Source organism: Pseudomonas sp. SM4, from assembly GCF_051913165.1.
Lineage (GTDB): Bacteria > Pseudomonadota > Gammaproteobacteria > Pseudomonadales > Pseudomonadaceae > Aquipseudomonas.
On record NZ_JBODOE010000002.1, the window covers coordinates 236,267 to 257,045 of the forward strand.

Annotated in this window: 16 protein-coding genes; 8 read left to right on the forward strand and 8 right to left on the reverse strand. The window is 58.5% G+C overall.

From position 1 onward, the window contains the following. Nucleotides 1-189: 189 nt before the first annotated feature. Nucleotides 190-2,259 carry a hypothetical protein gene (locus ACQ4MY_RS04045; protein ID WP_440093878.1) on the reverse strand — a complete coding sequence of 690 codons (2,070 nt, stop codon included), beginning with the start codon at nt 2,257-2,259 and terminating at the stop codon, nt 190-192. A gap of 85 nt (nt 2,260-2,344) precedes the next feature. After that, nucleotides 2,345-3,142, reverse strand: a complete 798-nt coding sequence (locus tag ACQ4MY_RS04050; RefSeq protein WP_440093880.1) for a hypothetical protein — start codon at nt 3,140-3,142, stop codon at nt 2,345-2,347. A 255-nt stretch (nt 3,143-3,397) separates the two neighbouring features. Between ACQ4MY_RS04050 and ACQ4MY_RS04055 the strand changes: the two genes are divergently transcribed. The 5 genes from ACQ4MY_RS04055 (at nt 3,398) to ACQ4MY_RS04075 (ending at nt 8,768) form a co-directional block, all read left to right on the forward strand. After that, complete coding sequence (locus ACQ4MY_RS04055) at nt 3,398-4,426, forward strand: LacI family DNA-binding transcriptional regulator (RefSeq protein WP_440093881.1); 1,029 nt, start codon at nt 3,398-3,400, stop codon at nt 4,424-4,426. A 175-nt stretch (nt 4,427-4,601) separates the two neighbouring features. Beyond that, entirely contained in the window at nt 4,602-5,384 is a 783-nt protein-coding gene (locus tag ACQ4MY_RS04060; protein ID WP_008082635.1) for a sugar phosphate isomerase/epimerase family protein, read from the forward strand. Then, entirely contained in the window at nt 5,377-6,420 is a 1,044-nt protein-coding gene (locus tag ACQ4MY_RS04065) for a sugar kinase (RefSeq protein WP_440093883.1), read from the forward strand. The genes ACQ4MY_RS04060 and ACQ4MY_RS04065 overlap by 8 nt, the downstream gene beginning before the upstream one ends. A 58-nt stretch (nt 6,421-6,478) precedes the next feature. Continuing rightward, nucleotides 6,479-7,777, forward strand: a complete 1,299-nt coding sequence (locus ACQ4MY_RS04070) for an MFS transporter (RefSeq protein WP_440093884.1) — start codon at nt 6,479-6,481, stop codon at nt 7,775-7,777. Between the two features lie 13 nt (nt 7,778-7,790). Continuing rightward, complete coding sequence (locus ACQ4MY_RS04075; RefSeq protein ID WP_440093885.1) at nt 7,791-8,768, forward strand: 2-hydroxyacid dehydrogenase; 978 nt, start codon at nt 7,791-7,793, stop codon at nt 8,766-8,768. A gap of 142 nt (nt 8,769-8,910) precedes the next feature. Here the strand turns inward: ACQ4MY_RS04075 and ACQ4MY_RS04080 are convergent, their stop codons facing one another. The 4 genes from ACQ4MY_RS04080 to ACQ4MY_RS04095 form a co-directional block, all read right to left on the reverse strand. Next, entirely contained in the window at nt 8,911-10,098 is a 1,188-nt protein-coding gene (locus tag ACQ4MY_RS04080) for a pyridoxal phosphate-dependent aminotransferase (protein ID WP_440093886.1), read from the reverse strand. A gap of 41 nt (nt 10,099-10,139) precedes the next feature. Next, a complete protein-coding gene (locus tag ACQ4MY_RS04085) occupies nt 10,140-11,765 on the reverse strand; it encodes a methyl-accepting chemotaxis protein (RefSeq protein ID WP_440093888.1) in 1,626 nt (541 codons plus the stop codon). 294 nt (nt 11,766-12,059) lie between these two features. Beyond that, a complete protein-coding gene (locus ACQ4MY_RS04090; protein ID WP_440093890.1) occupies nt 12,060-13,196 on the reverse strand; it encodes a glycerate kinase in 1,137 nt (378 codons plus the stop codon). Between the two features lie 242 nt (nt 13,197-13,438). Then, nucleotides 13,439-14,560 carry a sugar diacid recognition domain-containing protein gene (locus ACQ4MY_RS04095; protein WP_440093892.1) on the reverse strand — a complete coding sequence of 374 codons (1,122 nt, stop codon included), beginning with the start codon at nt 14,558-14,560 and terminating at the stop codon, nt 13,439-13,441. 171 nt (nt 14,561-14,731) lie between these two features. On the opposite strand from ACQ4MY_RS04095, the gene ACQ4MY_RS04100 reads away from it, so the two are divergent. From ACQ4MY_RS04100 to rarD, 3 genes are all read left to right on the forward strand, one after another. Continuing rightward, nucleotides 14,732-16,042: an MFS transporter gene (locus ACQ4MY_RS04100; RefSeq protein WP_008082649.1), complete on the forward strand. Its 1,311-nt coding sequence runs from the start codon at nt 14,732-14,734 to the stop codon at nt 16,040-16,042. Between the two features lie 174 nt (nt 16,043-16,216). Continuing rightward, a complete protein-coding gene (locus tag ACQ4MY_RS04105) occupies nt 16,217-17,230 on the forward strand; it encodes an aldo/keto reductase (protein WP_440093894.1) in 1,014 nt (337 codons plus the stop codon). Between the two features lie 196 nt (nt 17,231-17,426). After that, nucleotides 17,427-18,308, forward strand: coding sequence for an EamA family transporter RarD (gene rarD / locus ACQ4MY_RS04110; RefSeq protein WP_440093896.1), 882 nt, complete (start codon nt 17,427-17,429; stop codon nt 18,306-18,308). 145 nt (nt 18,309-18,453) lie between these two features. Here the strand turns inward: rarD and hppD are convergent, their stop codons facing one another. Both hppD and ACQ4MY_RS04120 read right to left on the reverse strand, forming a co-directional pair. Further along, nucleotides 18,454-19,530: a 4-hydroxyphenylpyruvate dioxygenase gene (gene hppD, locus ACQ4MY_RS04115; RefSeq protein ID WP_016984437.1), complete on the reverse strand. Its 1,077-nt coding sequence runs from the start codon at nt 19,528-19,530 to the stop codon at nt 18,454-18,456. A 244-nt stretch (nt 19,531-19,774) separates the two neighbouring features. Further along, on the reverse strand, nt 19,775-20,722 hold the full coding sequence (locus ACQ4MY_RS04120) for a DMT family transporter (RefSeq protein ID WP_440093898.1): 948 nt from the start codon (nt 20,720-20,722) through the stop codon (nt 19,775-19,777). Between the last annotated feature and the right edge of the window lie 57 nt (nt 20,723-20,779).

Consider the following 20,779-nt stretch of genomic DNA (forward strand, 5'->3'; position numbering starts at 1 on the left):
GCGCTGAGAAACAAATTTCAAGAATGCGGGAGACTACAGACACAGCTGCGCATTTTCTGTAGGAATAGTCCTACTTCTTTGAAGGGCGAATCTTAGAGGTGCATTGGCACAGGAGTGTTTTATTGATAGGCAGTGCAATCAGGGCGCCCCAACCAGTACCAAGGCACTGGTTGAGGCTTCCACTACGGGTTAACCGTCACTCCCCGCGCCCAAATCATCACAATAAAGAAGGCTGCTATTGCGAACCCGAACAGGATGCATCTCTTTTTTCGAGTTGAACTTAGTGCCTCCCAAGTCTATTTCATACCAGATTTGCGCGTAATGAAATGTAACCGGATTGGTCGGCGGGGTTGCCTCTTGAATGTCTTTGAAAAGCTTATAATCCATTTCAAAAACAAGATCCGCGTTCCCTGCTGGCATAGGCAGGGCTTGCGTGAAATCAACGCCCGTAATGGGACCGGTAGCGTCGTCTTTTTCCCATCCTTGCATGCGCATTGTTACTTCACGGCCTGATGGTGCATCGCGCTGCCCGCCAGGCACCGAGACTTTAAGCGGCGGTACGGTTGTTACACCGCCAGTAACTGTTCGAGGCACCATCGTTTTGCAGGTGATGTAGCGTTTTGCACCCAACTCGATAAACGGCGGGCCTTTGTGGTCCAGCAAGCTGATTTGAAACGTTTCTACCAATACGTCAGTGGCAGGTGCCTGGCGCATGATATTGGGGTTGCCCGGATATTCAATGGTGTAATAAGCCGCAACGGTGCCGAGGCCTGCTTCTGAAATAAGCGAAAAATCCACATCGATGAATACTGATGTATCGGCGTTGGTCATTGTTTCATTGCCTACGCTATTCCCAGCCCACCAAAACGTAATCAACGCGTCTTCTAGAAGGTTGGGAACCCCCGTCCATCGGGTTGCAGTGAAGCGTACAGGTTTGTCAATATCCGCTGTCGTCAGATGGTTCAGGGCACCAGCCCCCGCCTGACCCTTGATTTCAACAGGAAGCAAATTATCGTTATCCAGATCCGGCAGAAGATCTGGCTCTGGCCCGGGAAATACAAAATTCACAAATAATGATGTTTCAGGTGAATCAATTGCCGTATTGGTTCCCCGTTTTAACGTATAAGACAGCTGTACAGTGACTTCACCTGTTGCCCCAGTTGTTACTTCATCCAAAATGTCATAGGACAGGTTGAACGGCAAGGGACCCGGTTTACTCCCCAGATCATCGGTTCCAACCACTTTCGGCGCTCCCGTTGGGCCTTTAATGGATACCGTTATCACATCTTTCGGATCGCCGTTATCCGGATAATCAATCAATACATATATTTTGGTTCCAACGGGCAAAAATGTGCCAAGGCTGATTTCCTCTGAATGCGTCGGCCCCGCCGCCGGAACTCTCAACGGTTTCAGTATCGGCGGCGGCAAAAATGCAATCGGTAAGGTTGGAGCGCCCGCCAATACAGAGTCCAGTGATTTATTCAACGGCGCATCATGCAAGACATAGCGATGATAAAGTCCGCCGTTGGGGAGTGTTTTAAGCACATCGACAGGGACTGTGAACTCACCCGAAGTTGCCCCTGCGGCCTTCGGAAAAACGCCACGGGGATAGACGACTGGCATTGTAGTAGTCGTGCCGGACCGGTTTGAAGCACAAAAGGTAACGAGATCATTATCCTGATTATGCAGATAATCTTTGGCGATCTGGACTACCAGGCCAGCAGGATTTTTTACTACCCACGCATCATTGATCACCTCGCCGCCAGCGACGTCGAGATTCTTGAAAACCGCAAAAGGCGGAGATGCTCGACTATAAGGATTTTTTACGTAATAAGGAGGGTTCTTGTCGACGCTGAATTCAATCGGATCTGAGTTATCTTCAATCCCCAACCCGTCTTCGATGTGAAAGCGGCAGAAATACTCAGTCGGGCCGGGTATACCGGGATCATCGGGGATTTTTGTAGTATCCACTGGAATATCGTGTGGAAAAAAACCAGTGAAATCATCGGGAATATCGACTTCGCCCAACAGCACTTCACCCAGGCCCTTTTTATTGCCAAGCACTCTAGCCTTGCCACCGCCAAACAGACCGTCTTTCAACGCCATTATCGTGACACTTATACTCGGTTTGTTTAGTTCTTCGAGCAGTATTCTACCGTCGCCCGGGATCTGCCCTTTGATTTCGGGAGGATCGGCCAAGGGGCCAGAGCGAGAACCACTGCCTGGTAATAGTTTTTTTATATCTTCCTTCACAGTCATATCATTCACTCCTTCTGCCGATAAAACCCGGGGTCAGATCTGCTTCGCCACGATGACTATCCCACCGCCCTGCAAAGAGGACACTTCAGACGTAACAAGGCAAATTACCAGGGATAACTCTGTCAACTCTGGCCAATGCGGCCATCGATCTGCCAATGATTTTCCCGTTGCGAGCCAGCGTATAAATCGCCGTCATCGAATCGTTATCTATCAACGGTTTAATACAGGGAACAAACTCCACGAACTGGGCAAACCCGTGATCGATTTCCTCAATGCTCAAGTCCCGGGAATAGGTCGCCTTGGCTTCCGGCACAACGTGCTCATCATGTTCGCCAGGGTAGCCATTGATACTTCGAAATCCTTGAACTTCGAGTGAGAACCTATCGCCTTCAAGTGCCAACGTTTGCACGGGTATGTTTAGATGAATACCCGCCGTCAATACCGGGCGAGTTCCGCAGGTGTAATACCCATAAATATCCAAATTTGAAAAACCGGGCCTTGGCAGTGGTTCGATGGGCCTCTGGGTGTGATCAATGATCAACGGCTTCTGCGGCGACCGGTCGGGAAATTCAAACGCGGTCACGATGTAATAAATCAAGGCTTGGCCATCGACCAACATTCGCGCAGCAGTGATCGGTATCGTGACCTCTGCGGGAACTATCCCTGTCGGGTATTTGTTTTCATAGATAAGTTCCTCTTTACCATTCTGCAACCAGAAAACTTGCAAGTGATCGTCAAACGATGTCTCTTCCCAGCGCGGTATACGTGCAATGGTTCCACTTAATAATATGGGATAAGGAATAATCCCGGCCGGATTACTCACGCCATCAAGCGTTATGGCGGCCGCCCGCGTTCCTGACCTGGCCCTGCTGGCTTTTATCAAGTGATTTCCCATATCGGATGAGTGACGTCGCCAAGTCGGACTTGTCAGGTTCGAGACTTCTTCAATTGATCCTGGGTTGATTAAGCGACGATTGAGCGGGTGTTGACTACTGTCAGATCTGACAGGTTTTAATACCGCTCGTCGGTTTTTACCGACGGACCGACTTCGCTTTTATTCAAAGCACTTGACGCACACCTTGACAGTGGTGCCTTATGAAACCGGTTTCAGCACCACCCAAAAATAAGGTCCACCGATGTGAATGACTTCTCCGCCGCACAGCGCAGCCGTGTCACCATGCTTGATGTTGCCGAGCGCGCCGGCGTCTCCAAGGCCAGCGTTTCGCGCTTCATAGGCGATGATCGCGCCCTGCTTTCCGATGCCATTGCCTCGCGCATCGAACAAGCCATCGCCGAACTCGGCTACCAACCCAACCAGATGGCCCGTGGCCTGAAACGCGGGCGCACGCGCCTGATCGGCATGTTGGTTGCCGACATCCGTAATCCTTATTCAATTGCCGTGATGCACGGGGTGGAAACCGCCTGCCGTGCGTTCGGCTACAGCCTGGTGGTGTGCAATACCGACCGCGATGACGAGCAGGAGCGCCAGCATTTGGCGCTGTTGCGCTCGTACAACATCGAAGGGCTGATCGTGAACACCCTTGGCCACCACCGCGACGAGTTGCATGAATTGCATCGCGAAATGCCAATGGTGTTGGTGGATCGCAAGGTCGCCGGGCTCGACAGCGATATGGTCGGCCTGAATAACGCGCAAGCGGTGGAGATGGCACTCGCTCATCTCGAACAGCGCGGCTATCGCGACGTGGTGCTGGTGACCGAGCCGTACGACGGCACCAGTTCGCGAGTCGAGCGCGTCAGTAGTTTTCAGGCGCAGATCGCCCAGCGATCACTGCTAAGCGGAACGGTTTTGGAAACCGGCGACAACTTGACTGGCGCTCTTCAATCGTTCTTGCACAAAGCGGGGGCCGGCCCCAAAGCACTGTTTTGCGCCAATGGCGTCGCAGCGCTGGCCTGCGTCAAAGCATTGCGCGAGATCGGTTGCCGTTTATTCGACGATATCGGGGTGATCGCCCTGGATGATCTGGATTGGTATCCGTTGGTGGGGAGCGGGATTACCGCGCTGGCCCAGCCGACACAAGAGATTGGCGCGCGGGCGTTTGAGTGTCTGCTCAAGCGCTTGCGCGGGGATGATGAGGCGGCGCGGGTGCTGGATTTTGCACCGGTGCTGGTTGAACGTGGGTCGACCCGTCAGAGCGACGGTGTTTGAGCTGACGCTATCGCTGGCAAGCCAGCTCCCACAGTGTCCGGGTCGTATAACAATTTTTTGTACACGCCCATGAACCTGTGGGAGCTGGCTTGCCAGCGATGGGGCTTGAAGGAACAACACAAAACTGCCTGATTTTTTTGAACAAAAATGAAACCGGTTTCAGAGGTCAATAACAATGAATAAACCTGCCGTCTCCATCAGTTTGTCCAGCTACGGCGCCGAACTTGTCCGCCAGCGCGGGCAAGGCGCATTCATCGAAATCCTCGCCACGGCCGGGGCCGATCGCATTGAATGGCGCGAAGAGCTGCTGACGCGCGAAGACCCGGCCCAGTTGGCTGAGGCTACACAGGCCCAAGGGCTGCAAAGCATCTACTCGTCGCCCACTGAACTGTGGCTCGCCGGTCAGGCGCAACCCAACCCCGAACTGATCACCGCGCTGCACAACGCCGAAACCTTCGGCTCGAAGTGGCTCAAGGTGTCGCTCGGTTATTTCACCGACACCAACGATCTGCAGGCACTGGCCGAACGTTTGAAGCACAGTCCGGTGCAGTTGCTGGTGGAGAACGACCAGACCCTGCAAGGCGGCCGAATCGAACCGTTCCAGCGCTTCTTCGCCGCCGTCGAACAGCACAACCTGCCGATCAAGATGACTTTCGACATTGGCAACTGGCAATGGCAAGACCAGTCCGCCGCCAGCGCCGCGCGCCTGCTGGGCCGCCACGTCGGTTACGTGCATTGCAAAGCCGTGGCGCGTCGCGCTGACGGCAAACTGGTGGCCGTGCCGCCCGCCGTCAGCGATCTGCATCTGTGGGAACAACTGCTGCGGCACATGGCCCAAGGCGTTATGCGCGCTGCCGAGTACCCGCTGCAAGGCGAGGACCTGGTCGAGTTGACCCGCGAACACGTCGCCGCCCTCGCCCACCTCGGCCAATCGAGTCTGGAGCCTGCTCATGTCTGAGATCGATATTCTCTCGTTCGGCGAAACCATGGCGATGTTCGTCGCCGAGCAAACGGGTGATCTGGCCGCGGTCGAGCAATTTCACAAGCGCATCGCCGGCGCCGACAGCAACGTTGCCATTGGCCTGTCGCGCCTGGGCTTCAACGTCACTTGGCTGAGCCGGGTCGGTCAAGACTCGCTCGGGCGCTTCGTTGTCGAAACGCTGACAAAAGAAGGTCTGGATTGCAGTCATGTCGAGGTCGACAGCGCCCACCCGACCGGTTTCCAGTTGAAGTCTCGCAGTGACGATGGCAGCGATCCGCAGGTCGAGTATTTCCGTCGCGGCTCGGCGGCCAGCCATCTTTCGCCGCAGTCGATCACCGCGCAATTACTCAGCGCCCGTCACCTGCACGCCACCGGCATTCCACCGGCACTGTCAGCCTCGGCGCGGGAGATGTCCGTTGAATTGATGAGCCGCATGCGCAACGCCGGACGCAGCGTCTCGTTCGACCCCAATCTGCGCCCGAGCCTGTGGGCCAGCGAGCGCGAGATGATCATCGAGATCAACCGCCTTGCCGCCCTCGCCCACTGGGTGCTGCCGGGATTGAGCGAAGGTCGCTTGCTCACCGGCTTCAACGACCCGGCCGACATTGCCGCGTTTTATCTCGATCAAGGCGCTGAGGCCGTGGCGATCAAGCTTGGGCCGGAGGGTGCCTATTACCGCACGCAGTTGGCGCAGGGTTTTGTTGCCGGCGTGCCGGTGGCCCACGTCGTCGACACGGTGGGTGCCGGTGATGGCTTTGCGGTCGGGATGATCAGTGCCTTGCTGGAGCATCAGAGTTTTGCCGAGGCGGTGCAGCGTGCGAACTGGATTGGCAGCCGCGCCGTGCAGAGTCGCGGGGATATGGAGGGCCTTCCAACCCGTCTGGAATTGTCCGTTGAGTTTGAGGCCGCCATCGCTGGCAAGCCAGCTCCCACAGGATTTGGTGATAAAAACACAACTTTTGATACACCCCAAAACCCTGTGGGAGCTGGCTTGCCAGCGATGAGGCCCTGACAGACAACATTCATTGAACCTGCTGCGACAAAAACAACAAGCTCAGGAGCCACAAACCATGAAAACCGTGACCCTCGCCACCCGCCGCTGGTGGTACATCATGCCAATCGTATTCATCACCTACAGCCTGGCGTATCTGGACCGCGCCAACTACGGTTTTGCCGCTGCCTCGGGGATGGCCGAAGACCTGATGATCACCCCGGGCCTGTCTTCGCTGCTCGGCGCGCTGTTCTTTCTCGGTTACTTTTTCTTCCAGGTGCCGGGCGCAATCTATGCGCAAAAGCACAGCGTGAAGAAACTGATATTCGTCAGCCTGATTCTCTGGGGCGGCCTCGCCACGTTGACCGGCGTGGTCTCCAACGCCTATTGGCTGATCGTCATCCGCTTCATGCTCGGCGTGGTTGAAGCCGCTGTGATGCCGGCGATGCTGGTGTACCTGTGCCACTGGTTCACCCGCGCCGAACGCTCGCGAGCCAACACTTTCCTGATCCTCGGCAACCCGGTGACCATGCTGTGGATGTCGGTGGTCTCGGGGTATCTGGTGCAGCATTTCAGCTGGCGCTGGATGTTTATCATCGAAGGTTTGCCGGCAGTGCTTTGGGCGTTTATCTGGTGGCGCCTGGCCGATGATCGTCCGTCCGAGGCCAAGTGGCTCAACGACCAGGAAAAGCAGGATCTGGAAAGCGCCCTGGCAGCCGAACAGGTTGGCATCAAGGCGGTGAAAAACTACGCCGAGGCCTTCCGTTCGCCAAAGGTGATTATTCTGGCGTTGCAGTTTTTCTGCTGGAGCATCGGCGTGTACGGCTTTGTGCTGTGGCTGCCGTCGATCCTCAAGGCCGGCGCGCAAATGGACATGATCGAGGCCGGCTGGCTGTCGGCGCTGCCGTATCTGGCGGCGGTGATCGGCATGCTGGCGGTGTCGTGGGGTTCGGACAAGTTGCAGAAACGCAAACGCTTCGTCTGGCCGCCGCTGCTGATCGCATCGATCGCTTTCTACGGTTCGTACGCGCTGGGCGCTGAACATTTCTGGTGGTCTTACACCTTGCTGGTGATTGCCGGCGCCTGCATGTACGCACCGTACGGGCCGTTCTTTGCCATCGTCCCGGAGATTCTCCCCGCCAACGTCGCCGGCGGCGCGATGGCGCTGATCAACAGCATGGGCGCGCTCGGTTCATTCGGCGGCTCGTACCTGGTCGGTTACCTGAACAGCACCACCGGTTCGCCCGGCGCATCCTACCTGTTGATGAGCGGCGCGTTGTTGCTGTCGGTGGTGCTGACGATTTTCCTCAAGCCCGGCGCGAGTGATCGCGTGGTGGCCAAAGCCGTGACTACGCGCCATGTACCGGCCCATTCCTGAAGAGACTTTTGCCATGAAAAAACACGTCGTGTTGTACAAGAAACTCTCGCCAGCGCTGATGGCGCGCCTGCAAGAACAGTGCGAAGTAACACTGATCGAAAGCCTCGACCCCGACGGCCTCATGCAACTGCGCGACGCCCTGCCCCATGCCCACGGTCTGCTCGGCGCCAGTCTGAAACTCGATGCGGCGTTGCTCGATCTGGCGCCGCAGCTTGAAGCGATTGCCAGCGTTTCGGTGGGCGTCGACAACTACGACATCGCCTACCTGAACGCAAGGCAGATCATGCTCACCAACACCCCGGACGTCCTCACCGAAACCACTGCTGACACTGGCTTCGCCTTGGTCCTCGCCGCCGCCCGACGTGTGGTGGAACTGGCGAACCTGGTGCGCAACGGCCAGTGGCAACGCAATATCGGCCCCGCGCACTTTGGCACCGATGTGCACGGCAAGACGCTGGGGATCATCGGCATGGGCCGCATTGGCGAGGCATTGGCCCAACGTGGCCATTTCGGCTTTGGCATGCCGGTGATCTATCACAGTCAGTCGCGCAAACCGGCGGTCGAGGCGCGTTTTGCTGCGCATTATCGAAGCCTTGAAGACTTGCTGCAGCAGGCGGATTTCATTTGCCTGACCTTGCCGTTGACGGCGCAGACAGAGAGTTTGATCGGGGCTGAGCAGTTTGCGTTGATGCGCCCGGAGAGCATCTTTATCAACATCTCGCGGGGCAAGGTTGTTGATGAGGCCGCGATGATTGATGCGCTGCGCGAAAAGCGCATTCGCGCGGCGGGGCTGGATGTGTTCGAGCGCGAGCCACTGGATCAGGCATCGCCGTTGTTGCAGCTTGATAACGTAGTGGCGACGCCGCACATGGGCTCGGCGACGCATGAAACGCGTGAGGCGATGGCGCGGTGTGCGGTGGAGAACTTGTTGGCGGCGTTGAGTGGAGAGAAACCGGGGAATCTGGTGAATTCATCGGCTTGGCAGGGCTGAGAATTTCATTGCCTTATTGGGCCTCATCGCTGGCAAGCCAGCTCCCACAGGTTTTTCAGTGTTGATTACATTTGAGAACGACACAAAATCCTGTGGGAGCTGGCTTGCCAGCGATGAGGCCAGTACCGCCGACCTATAACCATCAGGCACTGCGCGCCTGTAGAAGCTGCGCCGCACACAGCGCAATCCGCGCGCAGGCATCGGCGAGTTTCACCCGATCCAGCACCAATCCCAGACGAATATGCCCCGCCGCGCTCGGGCCGAATGCCTCGCCGGCCAGCACCGACACGCCGTAACCTTCCAGCAAGCGCTCGGCGAATGCCTGCGCGCCAAGCCCGGTCTGGCGCACATCGACCATCACAAACATGCCGCCATCCGGACGAATCGGATACAGCCCCGGACAACCGTGCAAACGCTCGCACACCAGATCCCGGCGCAAGCGATATTCTTCGCGCATCTGCGTCACTTCCGGCAGGTCCGACTTCAGCGCCACCTCCGCAGCTTTTTGCACAAAATCCGGCAGGCCGAACAACATGCTCAGCGACAGATTGACCAGATGTTCCGCCAACGGCTTGGGGCCGATCATCCAGCCGATGCGCCAGCCGGTCATGGCATGGGATTTCGACAGGCTGTTGATAGTCGCCGTGCGTTCGGCCATGCCCGGCAGGCTTGCCGGGCTGATGTGCTCGCCTTCATACAAAAGGTCGCTGTAGACCTCATCGCTGATCAGCCACAGGTCATGACGAATGCACAGCGCTGCCAATTCCTGCCAGATCAGCAAAGACAGGCTCGCGCCGGAGGGATTGTTCGGGCTGTTGAGCAACAGCGCGCGGGTTTTCGGGGTAATACGTGCAGCGACATCAGCAGGATCGACCCGAAAACCGTTTTCCGGTTTCACCGGCACTGGCACTACCGTCGCCCCGCACGCGCCGAACACCCCTTCGTAGGTGACATACATCGGCTCGGCGACGATCACTTCATCACCCGGATCGAGCAGACACTGCGCCACTGAATACACCGCGCATTGCGCGCCGGGCATGATGATCACATGGTCGGCATCGACCGCCTGACCGCTGCGCGCCCGATGGCGCCCGGCGATCAGCTTGCGCAGCGCCACGCGGCCGCGCACTTCGGAATAATGGGTATCGCCCGCCAACAGGCTATCGATGGCCCCGTGGATAATCGGCAGCGGCGTATCGAAATCCGGATCACCCACCGTCAGCAGCAGGATATCGACACCCTCGGCGCGCAACTCCAGCGCTCGGTCGTGAATCTGCCAGGCTGCTGCTCCTTCCCCGGCGATTCGTTGGGTCAAGGCTGAATAGCGCATGTACGTCTCCTGATTGCGCGGTCTCCAGCCTTCACCCTATCTCAAATCACAAAACGCGCCACCATGGCATTCAAATCCACCGCCAGACGTGACAGTTCATGCGTCGCGGCGCTGGTCTGGTTGGCTCCGGCGGCCGATTGCGTGGCCAGGTCGCGGATGTTGACCAGGTTGCGATCGACCTCGCGCGAAACTTGCGCCTGCTCTTCCGACGCACTGGCGATAACCAGATTGCGCTCGTTGATCTGATGGATCGACTGGGTGATCTGTTCCAGCGCCACGCCAGCGGCGCGGGCCATTTCCAACGTCGACTGCGTGCGCTGGTTGCTCTGCTGCATCGACGAAACCGCTTCGCCGGTGCCGTTCTGGATGCCGGCGACCATTTTTTCGATTTCCTGGGTCGACTGCGCGGTGCGATGGGCCAAGGCGCGCACCTCGTCCGCCACCACGGCGAAACCGCGCCCGGCTTCACCGGCACGCGCCGCTTCGATCGCCGCGTTGAGGGCCAGCAGGTTGGTCTGTTCGGCAATGGCGCGGATCACGTCGAGCACCTTGCCGATGTCGCGCCCTTGCGCCGCGAGGCCTTCGATCATTTGCGCGGTGTTCTGCACGTCATGGGTCATGGTCTGGATCGCATCAACGGTTTTCACCACTTGATCGCGACCTTCACGCGCGGCGTGGGTCGACTGGTTCGAGGCTTCTGAGGTCGAGACGGCGTTACGCGCGACTTCTTCCACAGCGGCGGTCATTTCGTTGACGGCCGTGGCGGCTTGCTCGATTTCATTGTTCTGTTGTTGCAGGCCGCGTGAGGCTTCTTCAGTCACGGCGCTGAGTTCTTCGGCGGCGGCGCCCAGTTGCGTGGCGGAACCGGCGATCTGCTCGATGGTTTTGCGCAGGTTGCTCTGCATCGCAGCCAGCGCTTGGAGCAGGCGCGCCGGTTCGTCGTTGCCGTCGACCTCAATGAGTTTGGTCAGGTTGCCGCCCGCGATGGTTTGCGCGGCGGCGACTGCGCGATTCAGCGGCGTGACGATGCTGCGGGTCAGCAGCCAGGCGAGCAACACGGTGGCCATGGCCGCCACCAGCGCGACGATGATAATCCCGGTGATGGCGCTGTCGTAGTGCTCACCGGCCTGGATCGACGCGGCTTTGGCGTCGGCAGCGTTGATGGCGATCAGTTTGTTCAGCTGTTCGCCCATCTGATCGGTGCCGTCCTTGATTCGCGTATTGATCAGGTTGCGCATCTCATCGAGTTTGTCCTGACGCGACAGGTCCATCATTTGATTCTGCGCTTGCAGGTAGTTGTCCAGGGTATTGGCGAAGGTCTGGTACAGCGCGCGCTCTTCCGGGCCGGCCGGCAACGCGGCATAACTGGCCTGGGCGGCGCGAACCTTGTCGACCAGGGCGGCAATGCGCGTTTGTGCTTCCTGCAAACCGGCGGCTTCGCGGTTGACCAATATGCGGAACGACAGAATGCGCAGGCGCAGGACGTTTTCCGTCACCACGCTGAGATGAGTCACGCTGGGCAGCTGCGTCGAGTCCATGTCGACCGAGGCCTGGCGGATGATCGACATGCGGTTGACGGCGAACACGCCGAGCACAATCACCAACAGGGCGATGAAGGCAAAACCGAGGAAGGCACGGGGCGCGATGTTCAGGTTACGCAAGGACATAGTTGGACTCTCGGATGATAGAAACTACGAGCGTCCTTGCCGTGATCACTGGCCCTTGAGAGGGCTTCAGTCCGGCGTCACTGTTTTGGGAAGTCTTTGTGCGCGCCTGTTAGCTGTATCGGCCAGGCTTGAGGGAGATTGCGGGTCAAGAGCAAGTATTTTTCAGGGTGTTACAACAATGAAACAGTGTTCACCCCACATGTAGGAGCTGCCGAAGGCTGCGATCTTTTGATCCTGTTTTTGTAAAGCAAGATCAAAAGATCGCAGCCTTCGGCAGCTCCTACAGGGGTTGGGTCAGGGTTTGGCGAGTTGCCAGACGCGGGCGATGTCGGTGGCGCGTTCGCTCAGCAGGCGTGGTGCTTCGGCGCAGGCCTTATCCAGTGTCATCGGGCCGCTGGTCACGGCAAACGCGGCATCGATGCCATGCGCATAGAGGTCTTGATAACCCTCGCCCAACATCCCGGCAATGACGATCACCGGCACGTTTTGTTGTTTGGCGATCCGTGCCACGCCAAACGGGGTTTTGCCGCGCAGGGTTTGTGCGTCGAACCGACCTTCGCCGGTGATCACCAGATCCGCGCCTTTGACAGCTTCGGCCAGGCCGACCAGTTCGGCCACCACTTCGACGCCAGCCTGGAATTGCGCCCCGAGAAACGCTTTGGCGGCGAAACCCAGACCGCCCGCCGCGCCGCAGCCGGGTTCTTCACGAACGTCTTTGTCCAGCGCCTGCGCGCACAGGTCAGCAAAGTGGCCCAAGGCCTGATCGAGTTGCTCAACCTGCGCGGGCGATGCGCCTTTCTGCGGACCGAAGATCGCCGAGGCGCCGTGCGGGCCACACAGCGGATTGTTGACGTCGGCAGCGATGTCGAACCGCACCTGCGCCAGTCGCGGATCCAGTTCGCGCAGATCAAGCCGCGCCAGTTGCGCCAACGCGAGGCCGCCGGGCACCAGCGACTGATTTTGTGCATCGAGCAGCTTGATGCCCAACGCCTGCATCGCGCCGGCGCCCGCGTCATTGGTGGCGCTGCCGCCAATCGCCAGAATGACCCGCTGCGCGCCGGCATCCAGCGCTGCACGAATCAACTCGCCGGTGCCAAACGTGCTGCTGACGCAGGCATCGCGCTGCCCGGTTGGCACCAGTTGCAAGCCACTGGCCTCAGCCATTTCGATGATTGCGGTGTGGTTGTGCGGCAACCAGCCCCACGCGGCGTCAACCGGCGCGCCGAGCGGGCCACGCACGCGGGTGCGGCGCAGTTCGCCTTCACAGGCAGCAAGAATCGACTCGACCGTGCCCTCGCCACCATCGGCCATCGGGCATTTGACCAGCGTTGCCTGTGGCCACACTTGCGCCAGGCCTCGGGCAATGGCCTCGGCGACGCCTTGGGCACTCAGGCTGTCCTTGAACGAATCGGGGGCGATGACGATCTTCATGATGATTCTCCAGTTCCAATGCCCCTCATGCTGCCAGTCGGCATGCACATTGACGCCTGTCCGCTGCACAATTTGCACAGACGTTTATTGTTCATTTATACAAGGCAGTGGAATTGACGTTGGGTCTCATGGCCTCATCGCTGGCAAGCCAGCTCCCACAGGGTTTGTGTTGACACGTTATTTGTGAACACAGCAAAACCTGTGGGAGCTGGCTTGCCAGCGATGGCGTCCTCAAGAACACCTCAGATAGGCACATCAGTCTGGGGCAGGAGCTGCACCCCGAGGTACAGCGCCAGCATGCCGTCCAGCCGCAGCGGGTCGACGCCACTGAGTTCGGCAATCCGCTCCATCCGGTAACGCAGGCTGTTGCGGTGGATGCCCAGTGCATCGGCGCATGCCTGGCTTTGGCCGTCGTGCTCGCACCAGGTGCGCAGCGTGGCCAACAACTGGCCATTGCTGTCCTTGGCGATCACCTTGCGCAGCGGCTTGAGCAGTTCATCCAGCGCATCATCGTTGCGATGGCGCCACAACATCACCGGCAGCCGATAGCGATTGAGCGTCAGCAGCCGTGAATGCGGCAGTACGTCTCGCCCGTAGGCCAGCAAGTCACCGACCCGGCGATAACACCGGCGCAAACCGAGCAGGCCTTCAGCCTGGCCACCCACGGCAATGCGCAAAATGTTCCAGCCCATGCCATCGAGTTTTTCCAGCAAACGATCATGCTCGACGTTCTGGCTGGCCGGGCGACACCACAGCAGTGACGATTTCGCCGAACTCACGCACCAACTGTCGGGATAGCGCGACGTCAGCCAGGCGCTCAGCGCGTCGACGGTTTGCGCCGGCCCATGTTCCAGCCCCAACTCGAACAAGTACGGCACCCGCGTCAATTGCGGTTTGAGCCCCAGTTGCTGCGCTTCGTCAAACAGGCGCGGTGAATCGCCCGCCTCGCTCAACAGCAACGCCAGCAGATCATCGCAACGCTGCCGCCGCCATTGCTGTTCGGCCTGTTGATTGCGCTGGCCGACCAGCATCTCGGCGGTCATGCGCACGAGCTCGGCGTACGTGCGCAGTTGCTCGGGCTCGCCGGTGATGCCCAGTACGCCGATCAGGCGCTGATCGAGCAACAACGGCAGATTGATCCCTGGCTGCACGCCTTTGAGGTGCACCGCCGTCTGCGCGTCGATCTCCACCACTCGGCTGTTGGCCAGCACCAGTTGCGCGCCTTCGTGGCGGGTGTTGATGCGTTCCGGCTCGCCACTGCCGAGGATCAATCCCTGACTGTCCATCACGTTGACGTTGTAGGGCAAAATGGCCATGGCCCGGTCGACGATGTCTTGAGCGAGGTCGTGATCGAGTTCGAACATAGTCTGTAAATCCTTGAAAACACGCGCGGACGGGTTGTTCACCCGCACAGGGTCTGGCGGTAAACCCTGTGCTCAGGCACAAAGACAATCCTGCCAATGGTGGCCGAGACTCTCAGGGCGATCAACGTTACGCTTTGTATCGCAAAAAATCATAATAAAGAGAGAGCCGCTATGTCGCACAGCGCCGCAGCTACCCAGACCAAAGAAGACGATAAAAATGCCGTTTACAAGCGCATCACCCTGCGCTTGATCCCCTTCATCTTCATCTGCTACTTGTTCAACTACCTCGACCGGGTCAACGTTGGATTTGCCAAACTGCAGATGCTCGACGCACTGAAATTCAGCGAAACCGTGTACGGCCTTGGCGCCGGGATTTTCTTCATCGGCTACGTGCTGTGCGGCGTACCGAGCAACCTGGCGTTGACCAAGTTCGGTCCACGACGCTGGATTGCCGTGATGATGATCACCTGGGGCACGCTGTCCACGTGTCTGTTGTTCGTCACCACACCGACCGAGTTTTACACCCTGCGACTGTTCACCGGGGCCGCCGAAGCGGGCTTCTTCCCGGGCGTCGTGCTGTACCTCTCGCAGTGGTTCCCGACCTTCCGCCGTGGCCGGATCATGGCGCTGTTCATGTCGGCCATCCCGGTCTCGGGTTTGCTCGGCAGCCCGTTCTCTGGCTGGATCCTCAATCACTTCGCCGCCGGACAGGGCGGTCTGGCCGGCTGGCAGTGGATGTTTCTGCTACAGGGCATTCCGACCGTGATCCTTGGCGCCCTGGCCTATTTCCTCCTCAGCGACAGCTTCGCCCATGCCAAATGGCTGACCCCGCATGAACGCGCGGTGCTGGAGGCGGATCAGGCTGAAGACCTGGCGAACAAACCGAAAACCACCTCGGACTCGCTGCTGGCAGTGTTCAAGAACCCGGCGATCTGGGCCTTCGGTCTGATCTACTTCTGCATCCAGAGTGGTGTGTACGCGATCAACTTCTGGCTGCCGTCGATCATCAAAAACCTCGGTTTCAGCGACAACCTGGTGATCGGCTGGCTGAGTGCGATTCCGTACCTGCTGGCGGCGGTGTTCATGCTGGTCGTCGGGCGTTCGGCAGACTTGCGCAAAGAACGCCGCTGGCACCTGGTGGTGCCGATGTTGATGGGCGCGATCGGTCTGGTGATTGCGGTGAATTTCGCCGCTAACCCGGCCATTGCCATTCTCGGCCTGACCATTGCGACCATGGGCGCGCTGACCGGCCTGCCGATGTTCTGGCCTGTGCCAACGGCGATGTTGAGTGCCGGTGCGGCTGCCGGTGGCTTGGCGCTGATCAACTCGATGGGGCAAATGGCTGGGTTCCTCAGTCCGTATCTGGTCGGTTGGGTCAAGGACAGCACCGGGTCGACCGATGCAGCGTTGTATCTGCTGGCGGGCGTGATTGTGGGCGGGAGTCTGTTGGCGTTGCGGATGACGCGGACGTTGCGGGCTTAATAAAAAGTCAAAAGATCGCAGCCTTCGGCAGCTCCTACAGGGGATCACGGTCTCATGTAGGAGCTGCCGCAGGCTGCGATCTTTTTGCGTTTAAAAGGCACAATAATTCACTTTGCCCTGCACAGCGCTTCTGGTATTTGATTAAAGCTTTCCCACCGACCAAAGGATTTCGGCATGAGCTATCGCACACTGGGTCACTCGGGGCTGCGGGTGTCCACCCTCACCCTGGGCACGATGATGTTTGGCGAGCAGACCAGCACCGAGGACTCGCTGCGCATCATCGACAAGGCCTGGGATCAAGGCATCAACTTCATTGATACCGCCGACGTCTACACCAACGGTCGTTCGGAAGAAATCGTCGGCGAAGCGATTGCCCGCCATCGCCACGAATGGGTACTGGCGAGCAAAGTCGGTTTCGGCCCGGCGGACGGCGTGCCGAACCGCAGCGGTTTGAGCCGCAAACACATTTTCAACGGCCTGGAGGCCAGCCTGACCCGGCTCGGCACCGATTATCTCGACATCTATTACCTGCACCGCGAAGACCACAACACGCCGCTGGAAGTGACTGTTTCGGCGATTGGCGATCTGATTCGCCAGGGCAAGATTCGCTATTGGGGCCTGTCCAATTACCGTGGTTGGCGCATTGCCGAGGCCGTTCGCATTGCTGACAAACTCGGGATTGATCGCCCGGTGATCAGCCAGCCGCTGTACAACATCGTCAACCGGCAGGCCGAGACCGAGCAAATAACCGCAGCGCAAACCTACGGTCTCGGCGTAGTGCCTTACAGCCCGCTGGCCCGTGGCGTGCTCAGCGGCAAATACGCGCCCGATATCAAACCGGACGCCAACAGCCGCGCCGGACGTCAGGACAAACGCATTCTGGAAACCGAATGGCGCGTGGAGTCGCTGCGCATCGCCCAGCAGATCCAGCAATACACCGAGCAACGCGGCGTTGGCATGGTCGAATTCGCGATTGCCTGGGTGTTGAACAACAGCGCGGTGACCTCGGCGATCGTCGGGCCACGCACTGAGGAACAGTGGGATGCGTACACCAAGGCGCAGGCAGTGAAGATCACCGCGCAAGATGAAGCGTTTATTGATTCGCTGGTGACGCCGGGGCATGCATCAACACCGGGGTTCAACGATGTGAGCCATTTTGTGTCCGGGCGCAAACCCCACTCAATCTGACGCCCCCTCCTGTAGGAGCTGCCGAAGGTTGCGATCTTTTGATCCTGTTTTTTTAAAATCAAAAGATCGCAGCCTTCGGCAGCTCCTACAATTTTGTGTACGGGGCTGTTGAAAATAATGACCATCCGGCCAATATTCAGCACAGAAACCACGTATCCTTCGCGCCCCGTTCGCCCATCACCCCCGCGAGGACAGTTTGTCTAAAGGTATCGCTCTATCGGTTTCAGCCTCGGTGCTGTTTGCCGTCATGTATTACTACACCTCGTTGCTCACCCCGTTGAGTGGCGTAGAGATTTTCGGCTGGCGGATGCTGCTGACCGTGCCGTGCATGACCGTGTTCATGCTGGTGTCCGGGGAATGGCGGCGCGTGGTGGAGTTGGTTCGCCTGATGGCGGCGAAGCCAAAATTGATCGCCGGCCTGATCGTCTCGGCCGCCCTGCTCGGCGTGCAACTGTGGCTGTTCATGTGGGCGCCGCTGAACGGCTACAGCCTTGATGTTTCGCTGGGTTATTTCCTGCTGCCGCTGGCGATGGTGTTGACCGGGCGGATTGCCTACGGCGAAAGCCTGTCGTACCTGCAGAAAGTCGCGGTGTTTTTCGCTTCGTTGGGCGTGTTGAACGAGTTGTATCAGGTCGGCGGATTTTCCTGGGCGACGTTGGTGGTCGTCATTGGCTATCCGCTGTATTTCGTGCTGCGCAAGTACTTGAAAACCGACCACCTCGGTGGCTTGTGGGTCGACATGACGCTGATGTTGCCAATCGCCTACTGGTTTGTGCATGGCGGCGAACAGGGTTTTGGCGTGTTCGATCAATACCCGGGGTTGATGTGGCTGATTCCGTTGCTCGGCCTGATCAGTGCGTCGGCGTTGGTGGTGTACATCATTGCCAGCCGTTTGCTGCCGTTTAGCCTTTTTGGTTTGTTGAGTTATGTTGAGCCGGTGTTGTTGCTCGGTGTGGCGTTGTTGCTGGGTGAGAGCATCAAGTCCGGGGAATGGCTGACGTATATTCCCATCTGGCTGGCGGTGGTTGTGCTGGTGTTTGAAGGGTTCAAACATTTGATGCGTCAGCGTCGTCCTTAAAAGCAAAAGATCGCAGCCTGCGGCAGCTCCTACATTTGGAATGCATCTTCCCTGTAGGAGCTGCCGCAGGCTGCGATCTTTTGATCGTAAAAAAAATCCCGGCCCTGCATCGCTGCAGGCCGGGATTTTTCAGTTCAGTGGCGGATTACTCAGTGGCAAGCACACCACGGCGCACCTGATCACGCTCGATCGATTCGAACAGTGCCTTGAAGTTACCCTCGCCGAAGCCATCGTCGCCTTTACGCTGGATGAATTCGAAGAACACCGGGCCCATCAGGGTTTCCGAGAAGATCTGCAGCAGCAGACGCTTGTCGCCCTGCTCCGATGCACCATCGAGCAAGATGCCGCGCGATTGCAGTTGATCGACCGGCTCACCGTGGTTCGGCAGGCGACCTTCGAGCATTTCGTAGTAGGTGTCCGGCGGCGCGGTCATGAAGCGCATGCCGATTTTCTTCAGTTGATCCCAGGTCTTGATCAGGTCGTCGGTGAGGAACGCGACGTGCTGGATGCCCTCGCCGTTGAACTGCATCAGGAACTCTTCGATCTGACCTGCGCCCTTGGACGATTCTTCGTTCAGCGGGATGCGGATCATGCCGTCTGGCGCGGTCATCGCTTTCGAGGTCAGGCCGGTGTATTCGCCTTTGATGTCGAAGTAGCGGATCTCGCGGAAGTTGAACAGCTTCTCGTAGAAGTTCGCCCAGTAAGCCATGCGACCGCGATAGACGTTGTGGGTCAGGTGGTCGATGATTTTCAGGCCAGCACCCACCGGATTGCGATCAACGCCTTCGATGAACACAAAGTCGATGTCGTAGATCGAGCTGCCTTCGCCGAAACGGTCGATCAGGTACAGCGGCGCGCCGCCAATGCCTTTGATCGCCGGCAGGTTCAGCTCCATCGGCCCGGTTTCGATGTGGATCGGCTGAGCCCCGAGTTCCAGTGCGCGGTTGTAGGCTTTTTGCGAATCTTTTACGCGGAACGCCATGCCGCACACCGACGGGCCATGTTCGGCCGCGAAGTACGAAGCGACGCTGTTGGGTTCGTTGTTGAGGATCAGGTTGATCGCGCCCTGACGATACAGGTGCACGTTCTTCGAACGGTGGGTGGCGACTTTGGTGAAGCCCATGATCTCGAAGATCGGCTCCAGGGTGCCCGGCACCGGCGACGCGAGCTCGATGAATTCAAAGCCCATCAGGCCCATTGGGTTTTCGTATAAATCGGTCATGGTGACGCCTCATCATTCTTATCAAATTAACCAGGGTTATTTGTCAGTCTGCGAGGTCGGTGGGTGGCGCACAGGAGATGCCACGCACACTGCGGGCGAGGAAGTCACCGTAGATCAGTTGAAACCCGAATATCTTCATTGTCGACCCAAGGCTTTTGCGGGCGAGGCTTCTGCTGCCAGAAGACGATTATTATTGTATGCGTAACCCGATTCTACACAGCGTAAATAGGCTTGTCTGCTCTCTCTATAAAATCCGCTTTTTTGCGCCCGGTGCAAGGGGTTTGTTGCACAGGTAAATGCCCCACAGGATCAGCGCACCGCCCAGGCACATGGCCAGCGTCAACTGTTCGCCAAGTAGCAGCGCGCCGAGGATCACCGCAGTCAACGGATTCAAGGCGATAAACACGCCGGAACGTGTCGCGCCGATTTTGCGAATGCCGTCGTAGTAACCGATGTAGGCCAGCGCCGAACCGAGCACGCCGAGATAAAGCAGGCTCAGCCATTGCGGCGTGCCGAGGCCGATCAATGTCGTCCAGCTCAGTTCGCCACGCAGTGCAGCCAGCGTCCAGAGCATGAGCGTGCCGATCAGGATCGAATACGTCACCGTCTGCACCGGGCCGAGTGCCTGATTCAGGCCCCGGGAAAACAGTGAGTAAACGCCCCACCCCAGCACGCAGCCGAGAATCAACAGGTCGCCCATCCAGGCATCCGCTGTTGCCGCCAGCAATTGTGGGTTGCGGCTGACAATCACCAGGCTCGCACCCGCCATGCACAGCGCGATGCCGCCGACTTTCAGCCTGCCCAGACGCTCTTTGAACAACAGCCAGGACGCAAGGCCGATCACCGCCGGATTCAACGCGACAATCAACGAAGCGCGTGAGGCGTTGATGTAGTGCAGGCCGTAAAAGAAGCACAGGTTATAGAAGAAAATCCCGAAGAAACCCAACAGTGTCAATTGCAGCCACTGCCGGGGCGTCGGGCGCGCCAACGGCACCCGCGCCAGCCATAAAAATCCCAGCAGTGCCGCACTGGCCAGCAAGAAGCGCAGGCTGGCGGCGAACAGCGGGCTGAGACTGCCGGCGAGAAATCGCCCGGCAACGAACGTCCCGCCCCAGATCATGGTCACGGCGGCCAGGGTCAGGTAAACCGGCATGTCGGAAGGTGTCGCGTGGGTCTGTGCAAAATGGCGCATATCACTCCAGAGGGGAAAAGCAGCAACGATGCCGTATCATTCACTTCATTCCTGATC